Source organism: Endozoicomonas acroporae, from assembly GCF_002864045.1.
GTDB lineage: Bacteria > Pseudomonadota > Gammaproteobacteria > Pseudomonadales > Endozoicomonadaceae > Endozoicomonas > Endozoicomonas acroporae.
This window is the reverse complement of sequence record NZ_PJPV01000051.1, coordinates 1-20,218: the sequence shown is the minus strand read 5'-3', so window position 1 is coordinate 20,218 and position 20,218 is coordinate 1. Positions and strand designations below refer to the sequence as shown.

Below are 20,218 nucleotides of genomic sequence, written 5' to 3'. Positions count from 1 at the left end.
TTGCCACAGCAGGGACAAGGGTAGAGACTACCACGATCAGCAGCTACATTAAGTGTGAGCACACTGGGTTTGGTTGAAGTATCCAGATGCTGGCTAACCAGTTTCCAGGGAAATTGTAAGCCGAGGCCGAGTATAAAAACCTGATTTCCATCCATGGCTGGATACTACTTCTGATGAGGTAAAAAGAGCCCGAATTCTCTCAGATATTTCATAAGGAAATCCACACTAAAGGACGAGGAGCCAAGATTCATTACGTACCCGGTGCGGGTTTTTTACTGATAGGCAAATAGTGTGTGTCAGGTAAGATGCACCTTCTGGAATGACTCCCCTTCACTGAAACAGTGATGGCTTTTTTTTCGAGGCCCGATATCTCCCTCCTTACTTCCCCCTTTGAAATCGGGCCTTTTTTATTTTTTCCTACCTTGTGGTCGTCGACCAGCATTGCTCATATACCCTGCCAACAAAGCCTGAGAAGCTTCAGCCATATTTCGATGAATCACACTTTGCTCAATACGGAATCAGGCACCCGGATTTCCACAGATACCGGCAAATGGTCCGTGATGGGCATATCGATAACGCCAAATCGATTAACAATCAGGGATGGGCTGATCAGAATATGATCCAGAGAACGCTTGGGTTGCCAGCTGGGAAAGGTATTTTGCCCCCAGTGTGCCGCATGAAGGGATGTATTTTTCAGCGGTGAGTCATTGAGTAATTGATCCGCATGGGTGTTCATATCCCCCATCAGCACCACATGCTGATTGTGCTGCACAATATCACGGATATAGGAGAGCTGGATATTTCGGGTCCTTTTGCTCAGGGCCAGATGCATCATCACCACCGTAAGAGGCTCCTCAGGGTTGCCAAAGCGGGCGACAATGGCACCCCGGCCGGGAATCAGTCCGGGCAGTTTATGGTCTTCCAGCGATAGAGGCTCAAACCGGCTAAGAAAGCCATTACTGTGTTGTGCCAGCTTGCCAAGGTTGCGGTTGATCTGGTGATACCAGTAAGGGAAGTGTCCTTTTAGGGCCAGGTATTCAGTCTGGTTAATAAAGCTGCTGCGAATACTGCCACCGTCGGCTTCCTGCAAGGCAACAAGGTCAAAGTCAGGAAGAACGCTGGCAATCCGGTCAAGGGTCGCCTGGCGTTTGGCGTGAGGCAGAATATGCTGCCAGCTGCGGGTCAGATAATGGCGGTATTGCTGCGTATTGATGCCCACCTGAATATTAAAGCTGAGCAGCTTGAGGGTCTTTTTGTTGAGCTGACGGGGGGATCCGCCCGGTGCTGAGTGATGAATATGCCCGGAGCGGTACTGACAACGCTGCCGGTGTAAACGTCGTCGAATGGCACCTGTAAGGGTTCGAATGGGCATAGTGCATTACCGCCAGAAATGGACAAGGGAAACAGATAGACAGATATTACAGGCCTTTTATCCGACTTCCTGCAAAGAAGGATCGATGATTGACCAAATGAAAGTGGTTAAAAGCCATAATGTATGACATTTAACCACTGCTGCAATGTCTCCAGGAGCCTCCTAGCCTTTTCGATCCTGTTTAACTTTCCGGATCAGGTAGTCGGCAATCACCGGCATATTAGCCAGTGATCCGGCCAGCCCGGGCTCAACCACATAGCGCCCATCGATCACGATGGCGGGTACACCAGACAACCTGTAGCCTTTCAGTTTGGAGAAGGCTTTTTGCAGCTGATTATTGACACCAAAACCCTTGAACGCTTTATTAAACGCTTCAGGTTCAACACCAAACTCCCGATTCAGGAACTCGGCCATTTGTTCACTGTCCTTGAGCTGGTTTCGGCGGTTCTGTATTTCACTGAAGATACCGGCATGAACCTGCTCTTCCAGTCCCAAATTGCGCACAGTATAGTAAAGCCGGGCATGGGTCTGCCAAAGGTTAGGGCCGAAGAAACCGGGCGTTCGAATAAACTCAACATCACCAGGCAAGGTCTGTTGCCACCGTTCAATCCTGGGCTCAAGTGCGTAACAGTGGGGGCATCCGTACCAGAAAATGGAGACCACCTCCACTTTCTCCGGTATGGCATCGGTGGTGACCGGATTGGATAAAACCCGATAGTGCTGGCCTGGCTGAAATAATTGCGGTGTACCGGATTGAATGATGACTGATGCTGAAGAGGTATCACCGGCTGCTGAGTGCGTGGTCGTGCTGGCCTGAGCTACCGGGGTATTTTGAGTAACGGTCACTTCCTGACTGTGTTGGGTATCACTGAACAGATAACTCGCTGCGACCGTGGCGATTCCCAGGAATGCAGCGATACCTAATATACCCTTCGTTTTTTTTATCATACGAGAGTCCTCTATTTTTCATTGTTATTCAGGGATATGGCGCTTTATAGACGACACATTACGCCAGCATCTGACGAAAAGGAAGTCTGATCAAGCAGGCAGGTCTGGATGAGAGGAAAATGACAGAAGCCGGTAAAGCTCAGACTTCTGTCAGTGATCAGGGAAAAAAAACGATCAACGAAGACCGCTGATGTAGTGAGAAACCGCTTCGATCTCTTTATTGCTCATCTTCTCGGCAATGGTTCTCATGATTTTGGTGTCACCATCGTTGGTTCGATCACCTTCACGAAGATCGCGCAGCTGCTTGGCGGTGTACTCTGAATTCTGGCCCGCCAGTAAGGGGAAGCCCGCCAGGAAGTTACCCTTACCCGTGGGAGAGTGACAGCTGGAGCAGGCCGGAATACCTTTCTTGGCATCCCCACCGCGATAAAGTGCTTGACCCAATGTGACATACTTGGCGTCTGTTGCTCCCTGAGGGGCAGGCTGACTGGCAAAGTAAGCCGCCAGGTCAGCAATATCCTGCGAGGTCAGAGCGCTGACGAAGGGCATCATCTCTGGCACAGAGCGTGCGCCATCCTTGATTTCAGTGATCTGTTTGATCAGGTAACGCTCCCCCTGACCGGCGAGATTTGGCCAGTTTGGAGCAAGACTGATCCCTGTAGCACCATGGCAGGCAGCACAGGTCGTCGCTTTGCTCTTGCCTGCTGCTGCATCGCCTTTGGCAAAGGCGATGCCCGTTATCCCCAAAGAAATTACCAGAGTGAGAATGACTTTTTTCATTACCTGACCCAGTTACGGCGTTTGCCTCAAATGGCTGTTATTATTCATCAGACCTGACAGCTTTTATTGTTTAGCGAAACAAGACCCATACAGAGATTCGCATCTGCTTTCTGTCTGCTTCAGCATCAGGTGACATGACGGCATGTACCTTGAACGACGATAGTATAAACTACTCAACCGGCGACCGGTACAGGCAGAGCGATATCGATCCGTTGGAAGTGATACCCGGGAGTCGGACAGGCTCCCATTGCCCGTTTGCTGATTTCTTTTACGTGATTTATTGAGTCCCGTGCTTATTTATCACCGGCTTAAGTAGTTGGCCAAATGGAATCGTATATTTCTGGCTAAGTGGGCAGTTGCTATGCAAGGCGCAACGTAGGGAGCATAGCCGTAGCTATGTGACCGGAGTTGCAACGCCGCAGAGTGACTGACAACTTAGTCAGAAATATATGATTTCATTTGGTTAACTACTTATTGGCAATCAGCAAAGATTACTGGAATAGATGAAACCCCATGAGTGATACCAGATCTTCATTAAATTACCGCCAGGCCTCTTTTTACAAGAGTGCGGCAAGGCTGAGCCAGTGTCCGGAGAATGAAGGTCGTGAAGTGGCCTTTGCAGGTCGCTCTAATGCAGGAAAGTCCAGCGCCCTGAATGCGCTGACGGGGTCCAACAAGCTGGCTCGTACCAGTAAGACGCCGGGAAGAACCCAGCTCATCAACTTCTTTGACGTGCAGGATGGTGTCTTTCTGGTGGATCTTCCGGGCTACGGTTATGCCAAAGTGCCTGAAGCCATGAAGCAAGAGTGGCAGCATCACATGACCGATTATCTGGAGCGTCGCGAGGCGCTGGTTGGTTTGGTGCTGTTGATGGATATTCGTCATCCGATGAAAGAGTTCGATCAGATGATGCTTAACTGGAGTGTAAGTGCAAACTTACCGCTGCACATACTGCTCACCAAGGCGGACAAACTGAAACAGGGGGCCGCCAAACAGGCTCTGAACAGCCTCAAAAAGGATCTGTCCCGATTCCCGCAGGTGAGTGTTCAGTTATTCTCTTCGCTCAAGAAAACCGGTGTTGATCAGCTCTCTATGAAACTGGATGAGTGGTTTCTTGCACCTGAGCCCGATGACATTTATGACGATCAGGATGACGAGCACATGGCGTCTGATGATTAATCCCTGCTGAGCATGGCAAGCTGTCCTCCCGATTATGGAGGACTTAAACCTGAACCAAAATCTCTCCTGACTTAGCGGGTAGAGTCAGTTCAAGGGTGCCACCTGAAGCATCAATGCCCTCTTCCTTATTTATCAGAGACGAAAAACATCCTTGCTCGAGACCCGTCTGCCAAATCGGTATAGAGAGCTCTTTCGGTGTGGTTCCTCGGTTTATTGCACAGATTATCCGCTCACCATCCAGACAGCGGGCAAAGGCAATCACATCGCCTTGTGCATAAAGCCACTGCACACTGCCTGACTGCAACGCTGAAGACTGGTTGCGCAGGGATGTCAGCTGCTTGATAAAGTCCACCATATCCTGCCGGGAATCGAGCCTTTCCCACGGGAAACAGCGGCGATTATCCGGGTCATGCCCACCTTCCAGAGCGACTTCCGTCCCGTAATAGAGGCAGGGGACACCGGCCCAGCAGAACAGAAATATCAGGGCACAGCGTAGCGTTGCCTCATCGCCGTTAACCATGGTCAGAAAGCGCATGGTATCGTGGCTATCCAGCTGGTTAAGTTGGCAGAGCTGGTTGCTCCAGGGAATTTTTGCCATGGCTTCCATCAACCATCCGGCAAACTCGTCTGCTTCAATACGACAGGGGGCGAAGGCAATATCCAGATTGGCAAAGAAAGCCCGAACGGGGTGGGCAAAGCCGTAATAATTCATTGCCCCGTCTTCCTGGTCCCCTTGCAGCCACTGGGTTGCTTCAAAAAAGTGCTCGCCCAGTACATAGCATTGTGGATTTTCGGCCTTGGCTGATGCCCGAAATGCCCTGACGTAATGAGCATTGTTGGTTGCGCCCTCCCCTTCTCCCAGCATGTGAATAACATCAAAGCGCCAGCCATCAATACCGTAAGGCTGTCTCAACCAGTGGCGAATGACTGAGTTGTCACCCGCGTAAAAATAGCTGCGGACTTCAGGATTGAGAAAGTTCAGTTTTGGCAGGGTATGGATGCCCTTCCAGCCAATGTAGTTTTCGGAGTTGCCGTCAAACTGGTAATAGTCACGAAAGGGAGACCCGGGGTTCTGCCAGGCCCCCTGACCATCATCCCGCTGGTGAAAACGGTCGAACCATGGGTGGTTGAGGGAGGTGTGGTTGAATACCGCGTCCAGCACCACCTTCATGCCCCGCTGATGAAGATCGTTCACCAGCTCTGCAAACTCCTCATTGGTGCCAAGATGTGGGTCAATATTGAGGTAGTCGGTGGTGTCGTACTTGTGATTGCTGGGGGCGGCAAAGACCGGATTCAGATAGAGAGTAGTGACACCCAGTGATTGAAGGTAATTGAGCTTGTCACGGATACCTTTGAGATCGCCACCAAAGAACTCACAGGCACCCTGTTTTCCATGTTCTGAGACAGAATCTCCCCATGATTTGGCAATGGTTGGCTTTTCCTCACCCAGCAGACAGTATTCATTGGTGGTGACACTGATCCGGGGATTAGCATTGGCAAAACGGTCGGGAAAAATCTGATAGAAGACCTGATGTTTTACCCACTCCGGTGGCTGATACTCTGAGTTAAAACGAAACAGTGTTTCCTGACCAGGCATGCGCTTTGACAGACCTGCGCCATGAAGCCACCACTGATTCTCTGCTGTGATCGCTTTAAAACAATAGACCGTTGTCGCCTTATCCCGGTTGATGGGAATCGTGGCCTGCCAGGTGGTTAACCGTCCAGCGTCTTGAGATAGCTCCATCGGAATGAGTTGTTCTTCATTGTCTGGTTCGCAGCGGACATGCAACGCTTCAGGCTGAAAATCTGACCCGGTCACAAGATAAACCGTGAGTGAAGTATCAGAAGGGACAACCCAACGGTGATCCTGCCCGTGGTACATAAATGGTGCTTTCATACGACATTCACCCACTTGTTTGACTCCATGGAATTGGTTTTATCAGTGCTTCAGCATCAATCAATGTGGCCCGGGAGCAGAGAAATATGGATTAAACCAGACCACGTTCCGCCATGGATAGTATCTTTCCCTGTCCCACAATCATATGATCCAGCACCTGAATATCCACCAGTTGCAACGCCTCTTTTAACCGTTGGGTAATGCGAATGTCAGCCTGACTGGGCTCAGGATCGCCCGATGGGTGGTTGTGACAGAGAATCAGTGATGCTGCATTCAACGCCAGCGCCTGCTTCACCACCTCCCTGGGATGAACGGTGGCTGTGTTCAAGGTGCCCTGAAAGAGTGTTTCCAGCGTAATAACCCGGTGTCGGGTATCCAGAAAAAGACAGGCAAACTGCTCCCGCTGAAGACCCTGGAAGTGCAGCTGCAGGTACTCCCGAGTTGACTCCGGGCTGGAGATAACATCGGAGTTGGCTACCTTTTCACGCAGTACCCTTCGGCAAAGCTCCAGGGTAGCGCTGAGCTGCGTAGCCTTGGCAGGCCCAAGGCCTTTAACGGACATAAGATGCTGATGGCGGGTGGTCAGCAGTTTTTCCAGGCCACCAAACTGTTCCAGCAGATGGCTGGCCAGTTCCATCACGTTCATACCCTGGCAACCCGTTCTTAACAGCAGTGCCAATAGCTCCGCTTCAGTGAGGGCTGAAGGGCCCATAGCCAGTATCTTTTCTCTTGGCAGCAAATGATGACTCCGGGCTTTTATGGTGGTTATACCGTCAGCTATTCACTGCTATGATGGAGCGGATTTATGGTGAGTAGCCCATGGCGTTCTGTGCGGTTCCTGACTACTCAGACAAAAAATTGCCGGTTTAATTCCCTGAGGAAATTTGCAACCTATGCAACAGCTAAGTAACAAACGCATTGTTCTTGGTGTTACCGGTGGCATTGCTGCTTATAAGAGTGCAGAGCTGATTCGTCTGCTGACCAAACTGGGGGCTGATGTCCGTGTGGTCATGACCAGTGCCGCCTGTGAGTTTATTACCCCGTTAACCCTGCAGGCACTGTCCCATAACCCGGTGCATCTGGATCTGCTCGACACCGGGGCGGAAGCGGCCATGGGGCATATCGAACTGGCCCGCTGGGCGGATGTGGTTCTGATTGCCCCTGCCACGGCTGACTTTATTGCACGACTGGCCGGTGGCCATGCGGATGATCTGTTAACCACTTTGTGCCTGGCCACCAGTGCACCTATCTGCCTGGCACCGGCCATGAACCAGGGGATGTGGCGTGACAGTGTGACCCAGCGAAATTGCGAAGAGCTGCTGGATCGGAATATCCATTTGTTTGGCCCGGGCGATGGCAGCCAGGCCTGTGGTGATATCGGCCCGGGCAGGATGCTCGACCCTGAGCTGATTGTGGAAAAAACATCGGGGCTGTTCAGCCATGATATTCTCACCGGGGTGAATATCATGATCACCGCTGGCGGCACCCGCGAAGATATTGATCCGGTTCGGTATATTTCCAATGACAGTTCCGGAAAAATGGGCTTTGCCATTGCCGAAGCGGCGGTTGCATCCGGGGCAACGGTAACCCTTATCAGTGGCCCGGTGAATCTGGACACGCCGGATCGGGTCCGGCGGGTGGATGTGGTCAGTGCCAGGGATATGCACCAGGCAGTTCATGATCAGATGGAGGGGATTGATATCTTTATCGGTTGTGCTGCTGTCAGTGACTATCGCCCTGCCGAGGTTGCCCGGGAAAAGATCAAGAAAGACCCTGACAATGGCAGTGAAACCCTGGAGATTAAACTGGTGCGTAACCCCGACATTATTGCTTCGGTCACTGCTCTGGACACACCGCCCTTTGTGGTGGGTTTTGCCGCAGAGACGCACAATGTGCTGGGCTACGCTGCGGATAAGATGCGCCGCAAGAAGATGAATCTGGTGGTGGCCAATGATGTGGGTGACCGGGAGATTGGCTTCAGCAGCGACAGCAACGAAGTCACCGTCATCGGCGAAGCGCTGGAAGAGCCATTACCAAGAGCATCGAAAAAAGTGGTGTCCCGCAAGCTGCTGCAGATTGTTGCCCGCCGTTTCAGAAAGTGGAAAAGCCAACAGCCCAAAACTGAGACAGTTGAACAGCCTTGAAAGGCATTTCACGGTAAATACACAGGGAATTAAACGACATGAGAACACTGAAAACCCGTATTCTGGATCCACGGCTGGGCACAGAGTTTCCATTGCCGGAATACGCCACAGAAGGCTCAGCAGGTATTGATCTGCGAGCCTGTCTTGATCAACTGATGACCCTGGAGCCGGGTCAAACCCAGTTGCTGCCTACCGGTATGGCCATCCACATTGAAGACCCGTCCCTGGCGGCGATGATCCTTCCCCGCTCCGGCCTGGGTCATAAGCATGGCATCGTTCTGGGTAATCTTGTGGGACTGATTGACTCTGACTACCAGGGGCAGCTGATGGTCTCCTGCTGGAATCGGGGAAATACCACGTTCACGGTTCAGCCGGGGGAGCGTATTGCCCAGTTAATACTGGTTCCTGTGGTTCAGGCCCGACTGGAGATTGTGACAAGCTTTGACGAGAGTGACCGTGGTGCCGGAGGCTTTGGGCACTCCGGAACCCACTGATTACGACTTTTGGTCTCAAGGGCCTGGCTGGTTGTGCCAGGCCTCCACCAATAAAAAATAACCAGGGCCTGTTGATGTTACGTTGCCAGTTCAAATTGAGCCCGCAACGAAACGTCAACAGGCCCTGACACCATGCTCAATCAGTTAGAGCTCCGCAGGAGGAGTCATGGATAAGCCTGCTTTATCCTCTCAGGAAATCGCCACGGTTCTGACCGAGGCACTGCCCTATTTGCAACGCTACGCCGGTAAGACCGTCGTCGTTAAATACGGTGGCAATGCCATGGAAAACGACGAACTGAAAAACAGCTTTGCCCAGGGCGTGGTCTTGCTGAAGGCGGTGGGTATTAATCCTGTGGTGGTTCACGGTGGCGGTCCACAGATAGGCGACATGCTGAAACGACTGAACATCGAAAGCCGGTTTGTGCAGGGCATGCGAGTCACTGACTCCAATACCATGGATGTGGTACAGATGGTATTGGGCGGACTGGTTAACAAGGAGATAGTGACACTTATCAACAACAATGGCGGGCGGGCTGTTGGTGTTACCGGCAAGGATGGTCGATTTATTCGTGCCAAACGGTTGCTGGTGACCGAGATGACCCCGGAAATAACCGCGCGGGAGATTATTGATATTGGTCAGGTGGGCGAAGTGGAATCCATCGATACCGACATCATCACCATGCTGCAAAACTCCGACTTTATTCCGGTGGTTGCGCCTATCGGGGTGGATGATGCCGGTGCCTCCTACAATATCAACGCCGACCTGGTCGCCGGACGCCTGGCCGAAGAGCTGGTGGCAGAAAAGCTGTTGTTACTGACCAATACGGCAGGTCTGTTGGATAAGGATGACAACCTGCTGACCGGACTGAACTCAGAGCAGGTCGAAGCATTAATTGCTGATGGAACTATTTATGGCGGCATGCTTCCCAAGATACAATGCGCGCTTAATGCCGTGAAGTGCGGTGTAAAAACAGCGCACATCATTGACGGCCGGGTGCCACATGCCGTTCTGCTTGAACTGTTAACTGACCGGGGAGTGGGCACCCTGATAACCGGAGATAGTGTTTAGTACTCATAATGGATATGTCTCAGAAAATTTCTCGCAAGCAGCAGATTCTGGAAGCCCTGGCTCATATGCTGGAGACGGCTCCGGGGAACCGGATTACCACCTCGGCCCTGGCCAGAGCGGTGGGTGTTTCCGAAGCGGCCCTGTACCGTCACTTCCCGAGCAAGGCAAAAATGTTTGAAGGGCTGATCGAGTTTATTGAGGAGACGCTGTTTTCCCGAATCTCGCTGATTCTTTCTGAAGAGCCTCATGTGACTGCACGGTGTGAGAAGATCCTGCTGTTGCTGATTGGCTTCTGTGAGAAAAACCCCGGCTTGACCCGTATCCTGACCGGGGATGCATTGGCTGGTGAGACCGAGCGGTTGCGCCAGCGTGTGACTCAGCTGTTTGACCGTCTGGAGACACAACTCAAGCAGACGTTACGTGAAGCGGAAATCAAGGAAGGTGTGCGACCCCGGCTGACCGTCAGCGTAACTGCAAATCTGATGCTGGCTGCTGCCGAAGGCCGTATTGCCCAGTATGTTCGCAGTGAATTCAAGCGCAAGCCCACGGAAAACTGGGCGGATCAGTGGCAAATTCTTTCTGCGTTGGCGTTCAGATAAGTTCTGGTTTTCCTGGTGTCTGGCCATGGTCAGGCACCGGATACCTGACCAACGATTCCGTTATGACCGGTATAAGCTGAAGGCTTTGCCATTCATAATAATTTGCAGTTCACTCTTTGTTGCTTTAATCACCTGAATTCGCTTTTCCTCTGCGATGCGTCTGCTTTCCTCGTCACCAATGGCATCTTTTTCCTGTTTCCGGCGAATCGAAAAGATGATCTGGTTATTGCTGAGCTGCCAGGTACCAAAACTCTTTTCCGATGCAAGCGTTCCCAGTTTCTGAAAGAACGTGTCAAAGGAGCCACTGTGATCGAGGTTCCAGTCCATGGCAATAATCAATATCCTTGATCACGCCTTCGTCGGATGTTTCCAGCAAAATCGGCTGGTGGATCTTAAGGATAGATCTAGCGCCTGCATCACCACTGAGTAATTTCAAATCTGCCTGAAGAAACGCCGGAAATAACACGGGATGAGCCGGGATCGGATCTTCAGATTGATAAATCGGCCTGATGATTTTCTTGAATTCATGTTTTCTAAAACCTGCAATAAGGCACTGGTAAGTATCAGGTTCGATGTGGGGCATGTCTCCCAGGCAGAGAAGGATATGTTGATCGTCAGGAATATGGTCAATGGCTTGCACAATGGAAGAACTCATACCTTGTGCAAAATCAGGGTTGTCCGTGTAGGCAAGCCGGTATTTATCCAATGCACGTTTAAGGCGGTGATCCTGAGGCCTGACAATAACTAAAACGTGATGAACATGGGGCTGAGCATTCAATGCACTGCGGATGGCCATAGGGATGCCGTTAATATCATGCATCATTTTATGGCCGTTAAACCGCGTACCTTTACCGGCGGCTAAAATAACCGCCGTTATTTTCTCGCCAGGGTTCGATGCGGCAATGCTAACGGATGTCACAGGCGGCCGTCTGACTGATTTGATCTTCTTTCTTTTCCAGTGCTTTACCAGGCTGTATGCCATTTTTAATGGCTGTGATTTCAGCAAGAATAGACAGCGCAATTTCAGCCGGGGATTTACTGCCGATATTTAATCCCACCGGGCCATGGAGTTGGTTAACTTCAGCTTCACTGAAATCAAAGTGCTCCCTGAGGCGTGTGCGGCGTTCCTGGTTGTTGAGTTTTGAGCCAAGGGCACCAACATAGAAGGCATCGCTTTTTAAGGCGGTGAGTAACGCCATGTCGTCTACTTTCGGGTCATGGGCGACGGCGACAATGGCTGTACGAACATCCACGTTTAAATCCTGAATGATATCGTCAGGAAAACCTTGTAACAGCGGTAAGTCTGGTAAGGGCCAGTTGCTCCGGTAATCAGGCCTGGGATCACTAACCAACACTTCAAACCCAAGGCCCTGGGCAAATTCAGCCAGATATCGGCCAGTTTCACCGGCACCAATCACCATTAATCGCCAGGTTGGGCCAAATACGTTTTGCCAGTGGGTTGGTGACAGCTCGGGTGCCTGTTGCTGCCAGGGAAGATAAGTCACCTGACCCGTTTCAAGGCTTACCTTTCTTAAGCAGGTTTTTCTGGTTGCAATATGATCAATCAGACATTTAACATCTTTAATGTCATTGAGAGGTTCCGCCATCAGTTCTAAAGCACCGCCGCAAGGTAATCCAAAACGGTGACGCTCTTCAGCCGTTTCTCCGTACATGATTTTTTGTACAAATCTGACCGGGTGTTGGGCTAGCTGTTCGATCAAATCTTCTTCAACACAACCGCCACTGACACTGCCAAAAAAACGACCAGAAGAACTTACCGCTAAAAGGGAGCCTACCGGGCGGGGGGAAGTACCCCAGGTTTTAGCCACACTGACGAGGGTAATGTTCTCGCCTTGCACAAGGCAGGATAAACAACCATTTAATACTTCTAATTGTGAACCTTGCATATTGTTTTAATTAAACCCTTGCACATAACGGGTCTTCGTCCCTCGGACAGCCTCCTAGGGACGAAGCACCACACTCAAATTAACTCAGTTTAAAAGGCAAGCTTCTTAAACGCTTACCCGTTGCGGCAAAGATGGCATTGCCCACGGCACCGGCAATGGGTGGTAAACCGGGTTCACCGACACCCGTTGGTGCTTCATCACTCTCTACAATGATCACCTCAATATCTGGTGATTCATTCATTCGCAGTATCGGGTAATCATGGAAGTTACTTTGTACCACTGCACCGTCTTTAACGGTGATCTCACCGTAAAGGGCAGCGGTTAAGCCAAACAGAATGCCACTTTCCATTTGCTGGATAACGATTTCAGGGTTAACCGCCAAGCCGCAATCCAGCACACAGGTCACTTTGTGAACTTTAATCTGGCCGTTGTTCACCGATACCTCTGCGATTTGAGTCACGTAAGACAGGAACGAAGCATGAACGGCTACGCCGTGATAGTGACCTTCAGGCAAGGGTTTTCCCCATCCCGCTTTTTCGGCTGCCAGCTTTAGCGTGTTCGCCAGTCGAGGATTACTTTTTAAGTGTTTCAGGCGATAGGTGACAGGGTCTTGTTGTTGCGAAATGGCCACTTCATCCATCATGCTTTCTTTAAAAAAGCCACTGAATGAGTGACCAACACTGCGCCAGAAACCTACCGGTAGCCCCGGATCAACCGTCACGTGGTCAACGGATTTATGGTTGGCATCATAATCTTCGAATAAACCTTCTACGGACGTAGGATCGACCGTCCAGCCGTCAAACAGGCCATAACCCGCTTTACTGATCCAATCAACCATGCCATCCGGCAGGAATCCCGGCATCATGGCATCGGTCACTTCGTCGATGGTATAGGGCAGGATGTTTGGACCGGAGCGCTTAACGTTCCAGCTGTCAATATTACCGTCTTTATCCAGGCCAACCTGAAATTCAGCCATGGATGCAGGACGATAATAATCGCGTTTTGTATCGTCTTCACGGCTCCAGATCAGTTGCACCGGAAAACCCGATGCTTTGGCTATGGAAACGGCTTCTGCAACATAATCGCTTGAGATACGACGTCCGAACCCTCCTCCCAGGAACGTACTGTGAACAGTGACATCGTCTTTTGCTACATCACCGTAAAAGGCGGCTAATTTGGCAGCAACACCCGGGTTTTGGCAGCCTGTCCAGATTTCTAATTTATTACCGGTGAATTTCGCCGTGCAATTCATCGGCTCCATTGTGGCGTGGGCCAGGTAGGGGGCCCAATACTCTCCGGACACAACCGTATCAGAGGTTTTTAATGCCTCACGACCGTTGCCTTCTTTGTGTGCATTATCGGATTCATCGCTATCCAATGCTGCTTTAAATAATTGTTTGCCGTTGCCTGCTTCAGTGGAGTCACTGGAAAAGTCAGACAGGGTCTCCGGTAATTCCCATTGTACGTCCAGCACAGGCAAGGTGGCTTTTGCCTGATAGTAATGATCCGCCACCACGGCCACACCGTTAAAGATGCTGACCACGGCTTTGACGCCGGGCAGGCTTTTCACTTTGCTATCATCAAAGCTTTTCACGGTGCCACCCGATACGGGGCAGCGTTTTAATGCCGCCCGGTGCAGGCCAGCAAACTCCACGTCCAGACCAAATTCCGCTGAGCCTGTGCTTTTCGCTACGGCGTCCAAACGTTTTGAGTGTTTACCAATGTATTTGAAGTCTGCTTTTTTCCTGAGCGGTGTCTCTTCAGGAAGACTCAAATGAGCAGCCACTTTGGTAAAGTCACCGTAAGGCAGCTTTTTACCATTGGCGACAATCATGCCGTTATCCGTTTGAATTTGATCCAGCGGCAGTTGAAGTACTTGTGCGGCCGCCTGTCGAATAACCATACGAACATTGGCCGCCATTTGCCGCAGCGGAATAAAATGCACGCGAATACTGTTGCTACCACCGGTCAGTTGCAGTCCATATTCCGGGTTTGCATATTCTTCATGAGCGCCAACGTTTTTAACCTGGATTTTACCCGGATGAACGTCGAGTTCTTCCGCCAGCATGGTGGTCAGGCCCGTGTACACGCCCTGGCCCATTTCGGAACGGGGAAGATAAAAATAAATGTCATTATTGGCGGTAATTTGCAGCAAAGCATTGGGTTGCAAATCACCGTCCATGGCATTGGGAAATTTAACACTGGCACAGCCCGTCAGTGGAATTCCCACCACTAAACCACCACCGACAATGCCCATTTTTTTGAGAAAGCTACGGCGGGAGCTGTTCTCTAATGTCTGTTTGTTTTGCGTTAGTGGTTGTTCAGTGACACTCATGATTGCACCTCCTGTGTCTCCGGTGATGCAGTTGCCGTTGGATCAAATACCTGAACCGCTTGCAAACGGCCTTTGCCATTTCTTAAATCTGCCGCTGCATTTTTGATGGCTTTTTTTACATTGGGATAGGTGCCGCATCGGCAGATATTGCCGCTCATGGCGATGTCGATATCGCTGTCACTGGGGTTGTTGTTCTGGCTCAGCAATGCGGTAGCACTGATGATTTGCCCACTTTGGCAATAGCCACACTGGGGAACGTCGGCTTCAACCCAGGCGTTCTGCAAAGTGGACATCATTTGTGGGTTACCAAGGCCTTCAATGGTGGTGATATGTCGATTGGCCACGGCTTGAACCGGCATGATGCAGGTTCGGGTACTCACACCATCGATTAGCATGCTACAGGCACCACATAAGCCCATACCGCAACCGAATTTTGTGCCTTTCATGGTCAAATGTTCACGAACCACCCAGAGCAACGGTGTATCTCCCGGTGCCTCGACATTTACCGTTTGTCCATTTAACTTAAAGCTAATCACGTGTGCCTCCCCCGGCCGTGTCAGTTTCTTATTAGCTAAAATACTTTTTTGTCAGAAGACGATTGTCGTCAATATTTCTATATTTTTATGGATCCTGCGCCGCAGCCAGATTGGCTACGGTCGCACTTTAACAAACAGTATGAAGGACGACCTCATACCCCATAGGCATCTCTATAGGCTTTAATTTCCGGTGCGTACCGGCGGATCTCCGGATGATGTTCACTATACTCAAGCAAGTCAGACAGGGAAACAATACTCAACACCGGAATATTGAAATCACGCTCCACTTCCTGGATAGCAGAAAGCTCTTTTAGCGTTGCGGGCTCTCCTGGCGTTGAAGACTCCCCCTGCCCTTTTTCCTGACGATCCATGGCGACCACAACGGCTGCGGGTGTCGCGTCCGTTTGCTCAATAATGGTCATCACTTCACGAATCGCTGTGCCTGCCGTGATAACATCATCAACAATCACGACCCGCCCTTCCAGGGGCGCACCGACAATATTCCCTCCTTCGCCGTGATCTTTGGCCTCCTTGCGATTGAAGCACCACGGCACATTCCGGTTATGCTTTTCAAACAATGCGACGGCGGTCGCAGTAGCCAGGGGGATGCCTTTGTAGGCGGGCCCAAACAGCAGGTCAAATGCAAGCCCGGCATTGACCATGGCAGAGGCATAAAACTGGCCGAGTTTGCTGATGGCTTCACCACTATGGAATAACCCGGCATTAAAAAAGTAGGGAGATTTTCTTCCGGATTTCAGGGTGAACTCACCAAAACGGAGCACCTGCTGCTCAATGGCGAAATCCAGAAATTCTTTTTGGTACTGATGCATCGGGAGGGTCCTGTTCGCTATATGCCCGTAGTGCCGGACTCAAGGGCTGATCTTATACCAATATACGACCCTAAATCCCCTGTGTGAGGTGTTATTTCAGAGATATTGTGCAATTTATAATATTGGTTGCATCCCGGTCAGCAGGTGTGAAATTACGGAAACCGTCAGGTGTCACTTCGTCAGAACTGCAGGCTGCTGTAGAAGAGACCGGATTTATGCGGATAAACATACGGGAGGCGACCCGTTATCATTTGTCCGATATAATCCAGAAATTTCTGTGTTCAACCGTACCATAAGAATGTTAATCATGCCTTATAATAGGGGTGAGGGCTCTTACCAACTCTGTCGTACAGTTGATGCAGGGTTAATCCCGGTTGAGTAACTGTATCCTTGAAAAGCTTAGACTTTAGCCGTCGTTCATCTTGATCAAAGCAACTGCTGCTCAGGCTGAGATTTGCTCAAATGGTTTTGCAGGTCTTCAGTTTCTGTTTTTCCGGTTACTGTCTTGCCGAGGTAACAAGCTTAATGCCAGAGCATGTAAACGGCCTGGTAAGGTGTATTCGATGAGAGTTATCAGTTTAAATTGCGAAGGCATTAAAAACGCACGGGAAAAAGGCCTGTTTGACTGGCTCCTGGAGCAGGATGCTGACCTTATCTGTCTGCAGGATACCCGTGAAGACGAGCAGGTGATTGAGGATCAGTATTTTCTTGATGGCTACTTTGGTTATGCTTTCAGTGGTTACAACAGGGCTGAGCGAGGTGGTGTAGCCATCTATACCCGTCATGCTCCCAAGGCTATTATCAGTGGCCTTGGTATTCCTGAGGTTGATGAAACCGGCCGTTACCTTCAGGCAGACTTTGACAAGATCAGTCTTGTCAGCCTGTACGTGCCGGAAGGTGACACTGAAGAAAACCTGAATTTCAAGTACCGTTTCCTGGATGGCTATTCCCACCACTTAAGCAAACAACGTCGTAAGCGTCGTGAGTTCCTTATGTGTGGCACCTGGAACATTGCACACCGCAAGATTGATGTGGCCAACTGGCGTGATGCCCAGGAGGTCTCAGGTTTCAATCAGGCGGAGCGTGGCTGGATGGAAGGTTTGCTGGGTGATATGGGCTTCTTTGATGCTTACCGTGAGGTTGACCGGGAGGCGGGCAAGTACAGCTGGTGGCAAGATGAGTATCTGCGCCATGACAATGTTGGCATGCGCATTGATTACCAGATTATCACTCCGGGCATGCGTCACCGCGTGCTGAATGGCGGTATCTACAAGGGTCAGGCCTTCTCATCCCATGCACCGGTCATCATTGATTATGACTGGGAGCTGGGGTTCTGACTATTTTCTGAACCTGATTCATCATTTTGTTTCCGGGTAGATGGGAACATTGCTGAAAAAGGAGAGAGTCAACGACGTTGGCAATCTCCTTTTTTCATTTTTAGTGAATAAAAAAGAATAAAGTATCTGGTTTGACCAATCACTCTGCAATATGTCGATTTGCAGCCCGTTGTGTATGGAACTTTTTAAATAGACACACAGTCAATGGCACAGTTAAAAACTGCTGGCAGGTTAATTCAGGAGTGCTGGTTGCCATGAATATTCACCCCAAACCCGCTCAGTCATTCTGTCCTGTCGTTCAGACTCGGGATGTAGCCACGCAAACAGAAACAAGTACTATCAATCACCTTGGAAAGGAGGTGAAACTTATTGCTCCCCGTTATTTATACAACACCTGTTTTCCTCACCAAAGAACGAAAGTATGCCAGGAGGAGTTGTCCCGAAAAATCAAAATTATCAGAACAAATGCGTCATTGATTAATTTTCCATTGATTGAGACTACCTTATTGGCTAAATATGGCTTGTCCAAATGCATTGCCAAAGAGCAGGGTAAAAGATTTATTGCCGAATGTGCCATCGCCACGGCCATTAATGTGCAAATGCCTATCGGTAAAACGGAGGGCAGGCTGGAAGGAGGAGGCCTTCAATATTTGGGTGAGTGCATTAACAGCCTGGAAACTCTGATGGTAGAGGGATGGAATATAGAAGCATCGAAACGTCTGAAGAAAAACCTGGTTTATGAAACAACGCGAATCACCATCCCGTACGAAAACCTGAGCAGTGACCGGAAAGCTGCGGTCAAGAACTATATTCTGAAAAACAAGACACTCTTTGTTAACGATGCAGCCACGGAAAAAACAACTCAAGCCCTCAACCTGTTCAGACATCAGTTAGCCTATCAGAATGCTCTGGGTCTATACCCCCCGGCACCCCAACTATTCGACCTGAGTTCCCCACAAACAATCATCGATATTGAGGCTAACAGAGTGCTTCCGGGGGATGAATCTGGCGTACAGGAAATCCGGGGTGTCCTGCAGGCAAAAATGACCCGGGTACTGGCACAAATGACCGACCCTGACTCAGAGCTGGTCAGTATGATGCTGGACGATAAACGCGCTGCTGGCATGCTGGCAGCTGGTGACAAACAAATCCTCAGAACAGCATTGACCCATCGCCACGCCCAAATGCCCATACCTGGCCCTGAGGCATGTCTGTTTTATTTGCAGTTCGCATTTGAATTCAGGGCGAGCCTGATGTCTTCAGGCCTGGATCCAGAAGCGCTGTCTTCTATAATTGTTGGCTGCCTGAATGTGCATCAACTTGCAAAACGGGATCAGAAAATCCAGCAGGTGGAGATCTCTTCGGAAAGTTTATTGCATGCCTGGTCGCAAAGCAGCAGGATCTTATCGGTTTTATCGTACATAAAAACATCAAACAACATGGAAGCATTGGTCAAAGAGTGCGGTAAACAACTGACGTATGTACCGGATACCAACTTTTTCAGGATGATTAATAACCCATGGGTTTGTGAGAAATTCAAGCTTACCCCTCAATACGCCCCGGAGTATCACCAGAATAACCAACCTGGCAGCAGTTCAGGCCCGGGCTTTATAGCTAACTCAGGCAACGATACTCGAAAACGACCAGCAAAAAGTGATGATACTCTTCCGCATTCCAGTAAAATGGCCCGCCCGACAGAGTAAACAGAGCATTGGGTACTTTGTCGTAAAATGAGTGTTCGTGAAGTTGATCCGGGCTTTAGTACATGGTTTCAATGGGTTTGAAGTGTACAATCTCCGTTCACCCTGAGCGTCCTTCGGCTCCGATCAGGATGCACGGACGAAGGGTGCTTGGTACGATCTATCAGAGTTCGGAGTTTCCGCCCTTCGACAGGCTCAGGACGAATGGAGTGCGGAGGCACGACAACCCGTCAAACTCATTGAAACCAAGCACTAGCCCGGATATTTCATCAATTAATTAAGAAAAGATTAATGTACTGTTATTTTCTGATGAAGCTTTGGATCATCTGGATACATTCGTCGGTTCTTTTTTCAATATCAGTACTTTCCATCATCAGGATTTTTTTTTCAGATATTCCAGGATCGACGGTGTTGCACAGTACCCACTGATCAATATCTTTCTGGAAAATGATATCGTCACTGCGAATGCCGTCACTCTCCAGTGCAAATTTTCCTGTTGGCAGATAGCAGTAAGCATCAATTTTCTGGCTAATGGCGTTGGCCAGCTTGAGCATATAAGGGCTGATAGGGGTCTCGCATATTTTCAGCCAATATCGATGGTAGGCAAGTAATGAGGGAGGACCTGTATCGATAATGCCATGACCTTGCAGATTTTCTGTCCACTCAAGCATGGCACCCAGTGCTGAGCCAGCCATAGCCGTGGAAGTCACCTGACGGATTGCCTGATCTTCAACTATTGCGTCACGGGGCGTCTTATACTTCAGATGTTTTGCGATTTTTCGGTAATAGTCGGTGAACACCGACCATTCACTCCCAAGCTCTTTCACCAGAGCGTTACAGAGCGTTGTTTTACCCGTTCCATGGGAACCAATGAGTGCAATAATCATACTGCTGACCTGTTACAGAGTAAGTAGCTAACCATATGAAATCATATATTTCTGACTCCTTGTGCTGGCACTCTGCTTCGTTACAACTCCGGTCACATAGCTACGGCTATGCTCCCTCCGTTGTGCCTCGCATAGTACCAGCCCAAGTAGCCAGAAATATTCGATTCCATATGGCCAGCTACTTAAGAACCCGGCATATAGCCG

19 protein-coding genes are annotated in these 20,218 nt (G+C 50.0%); 7 read left to right on the top strand and 12 right to left on the bottom strand.

Annotation, left to right across the window (positions count from 1 at the left end; translation table 11 throughout):
* Positions 1–496 precede the first annotated feature (496 nt).
* The 3 genes from CX664_RS09145 to CX664_RS09135 form a co-directional block, all read right to left on the bottom strand.
* Complete coding sequence (locus tag CX664_RS09145; RefSeq protein WP_101746438.1) at positions 497–1,372, bottom strand: endonuclease/exonuclease/phosphatase family protein; 876 nt, start codon at positions 1,370–1,372, stop codon at positions 497–499.
* Positions 1,373–1,534: 162 nt separating this feature from the next.
* A complete protein-coding gene (locus CX664_RS09140; protein WP_101746437.1) occupies positions 1,535–2,320 on the bottom strand; it encodes a thiol:disulfide interchange protein DsbA/DsbL in 786 nt (261 codons plus the stop codon).
* A 174-nt stretch (positions 2,321–2,494) separates the two neighbouring features.
* Positions 2,495–3,100 carry a c-type cytochrome gene (locus CX664_RS09135; protein WP_101746436.1) on the bottom strand — a complete coding sequence of 202 codons (606 nt, stop codon included), beginning with the start codon at positions 3,098–3,100 and terminating at the stop codon, positions 2,495–2,497.
* Between the two features lie 513 nt (positions 3,101–3,613).
* On the opposite strand from CX664_RS09135, the gene yihA reads away from it, so the two are divergent.
* Complete coding sequence (yihA, locus tag CX664_RS09130) at positions 3,614–4,279, top strand: ribosome biogenesis GTP-binding protein YihA/YsxC (protein WP_101746435.1); 666 nt, start codon at positions 3,614–3,616, stop codon at positions 4,277–4,279.
* 43 nt (positions 4,280–4,322) lie between these two features.
* On the opposite strand, the gene malZ is transcribed toward yihA, so the two are convergent.
* Both malZ and radC read right to left on the bottom strand, forming a co-directional pair.
* On the bottom strand, positions 4,323–6,176 hold the full coding sequence (gene malZ, locus CX664_RS09125) for a maltodextrin glucosidase (protein ID WP_101746434.1): 1,854 nt from the start codon (positions 6,174–6,176) through the stop codon (positions 4,323–4,325).
* 91 nt (positions 6,177–6,267) lie between these two features.
* Positions 6,268–6,936 (bottom strand): RadC family protein, encoded by a 669-nt coding sequence (gene radC, locus CX664_RS09120; protein WP_101746433.1) that lies wholly within the window; start codon positions 6,934–6,936, stop codon positions 6,268–6,270.
* 133 nt (positions 6,937–7,069) lie between these two features.
* Here radC and coaBC point away from each other — a divergent pair, with 133 nt between their 5' ends.
* The 4 genes from coaBC to slmA all read left to right on the top strand — a co-directional run bounded on the left by coaBC (position 7,070) and on the right by slmA (position 10,482).
* Positions 7,070–8,320 carry a bifunctional phosphopantothenoylcysteine decarboxylase/phosphopantothenate--cysteine ligase CoaBC gene (coaBC, locus tag CX664_RS09115; RefSeq protein ID WP_101746432.1) on the top strand — a complete coding sequence of 417 codons (1,251 nt, stop codon included), beginning with the start codon at positions 7,070–7,072 and terminating at the stop codon, positions 8,318–8,320.
* A gap of 38 nt (positions 8,321–8,358) precedes the next feature.
* On the top strand, positions 8,359–8,814 hold the full coding sequence (gene dut / locus CX664_RS09110) for a dUTP diphosphatase (protein WP_101746431.1): 456 nt from the start codon (positions 8,359–8,361) through the stop codon (positions 8,812–8,814).
* 166 nt (positions 8,815–8,980) lie between these two features.
* Positions 8,981–9,883, top strand: coding sequence for an acetylglutamate kinase (argB, locus tag CX664_RS09105; RefSeq protein ID WP_101746430.1), 903 nt, complete (start codon positions 8,981–8,983; stop codon positions 9,881–9,883).
* An 8-nt stretch (positions 9,884–9,891) separates the two neighbouring features.
* Positions 9,892–10,482: a nucleoid occlusion factor SlmA gene (gene slmA, locus CX664_RS09100; RefSeq protein WP_101746429.1), complete on the top strand. Its 591-nt coding sequence runs from the start codon at positions 9,892–9,894 to the stop codon at positions 10,480–10,482.
* 60 nt (positions 10,483–10,542) lie between these two features.
* Here the strand turns inward: slmA and CX664_RS09095 are convergent, their stop codons facing one another.
* From CX664_RS09095 to pyrE, 6 genes are all read right to left on the bottom strand, one after another.
* The gene (locus tag CX664_RS09095) at positions 10,543–10,809 is read right to left on the bottom strand and encodes a hypothetical protein (RefSeq protein ID WP_101746428.1); all 267 of its coding nucleotides are present in this window, start codon (positions 10,807–10,809) and stop codon (positions 10,543–10,545) included.
* Positions 10,775–11,464, bottom strand: coding sequence for a nucleotidyltransferase family protein (locus tag CX664_RS09090; RefSeq protein ID WP_101746427.1), 690 nt, complete (start codon positions 11,462–11,464; stop codon positions 10,775–10,777). Before CX664_RS09090 ends, CX664_RS09095 begins: the two co-directional genes overlap by 35 nt.
* Positions 11,388–12,389 carry an XdhC family protein gene (locus CX664_RS09085; protein ID WP_101746426.1) on the bottom strand — a complete coding sequence of 334 codons (1,002 nt, stop codon included), beginning with the start codon at positions 12,387–12,389 and terminating at the stop codon, positions 11,388–11,390. The genes CX664_RS09090 and CX664_RS09085 overlap by 77 nt, the downstream gene beginning before the upstream one ends.
* Positions 12,390–12,468: 79 nt before the next feature.
* Positions 12,469–14,724 carry a xanthine dehydrogenase family protein molybdopterin-binding subunit gene (locus tag CX664_RS09080; RefSeq protein WP_101746425.1) on the bottom strand — a complete coding sequence of 752 codons (2,256 nt, stop codon included), beginning with the start codon at positions 14,722–14,724 and terminating at the stop codon, positions 12,469–12,471.
* Positions 14,721–15,260: a (2Fe-2S)-binding protein gene (locus CX664_RS09075; protein ID WP_101746424.1), complete on the bottom strand. Its 540-nt coding sequence runs from the start codon at positions 15,258–15,260 to the stop codon at positions 14,721–14,723. Before CX664_RS09075 ends, CX664_RS09080 begins: the two co-directional genes overlap by 4 nt.
* Positions 15,261–15,412: 152 nt before the next feature.
* Positions 15,413–16,090: an orotate phosphoribosyltransferase gene (gene pyrE / locus CX664_RS09070; protein WP_101746423.1), complete on the bottom strand. Its 678-nt coding sequence runs from the start codon at positions 16,088–16,090 to the stop codon at positions 15,413–15,415.
* A gap of 563 nt (positions 16,091–16,653) precedes the next feature.
* Between pyrE and CX664_RS09065 the strand changes: the two genes are divergently transcribed.
* Positions 16,654–17,427 (top strand): exodeoxyribonuclease III, encoded by a 774-nt coding sequence (locus CX664_RS09065; protein WP_101746440.1) that lies wholly within the window; start codon positions 16,654–16,656, stop codon positions 17,425–17,427.
* Between the two features lie 473 nt (positions 17,428–17,900).
* Positions 17,901–19,130, top strand: a complete 1,230-nt coding sequence (locus tag CX664_RS09060; RefSeq protein ID WP_180966438.1) for a hypothetical protein — start codon at positions 17,901–17,903, stop codon at positions 19,128–19,130.
* Positions 19,131–19,426: 296 nt separating this feature from the next.
* Here CX664_RS09060 and CX664_RS09055 read toward each other — a convergent pair whose 3' ends face one another.
* The gene (locus tag CX664_RS09055) at positions 19,427–20,014 is read right to left on the bottom strand and encodes an AAA family ATPase (RefSeq protein WP_101746421.1); all 588 of its coding nucleotides are present in this window, start codon (positions 20,012–20,014) and stop codon (positions 19,427–19,429) included.
* Positions 20,015–20,218: the final 204 nt, after the last annotated feature.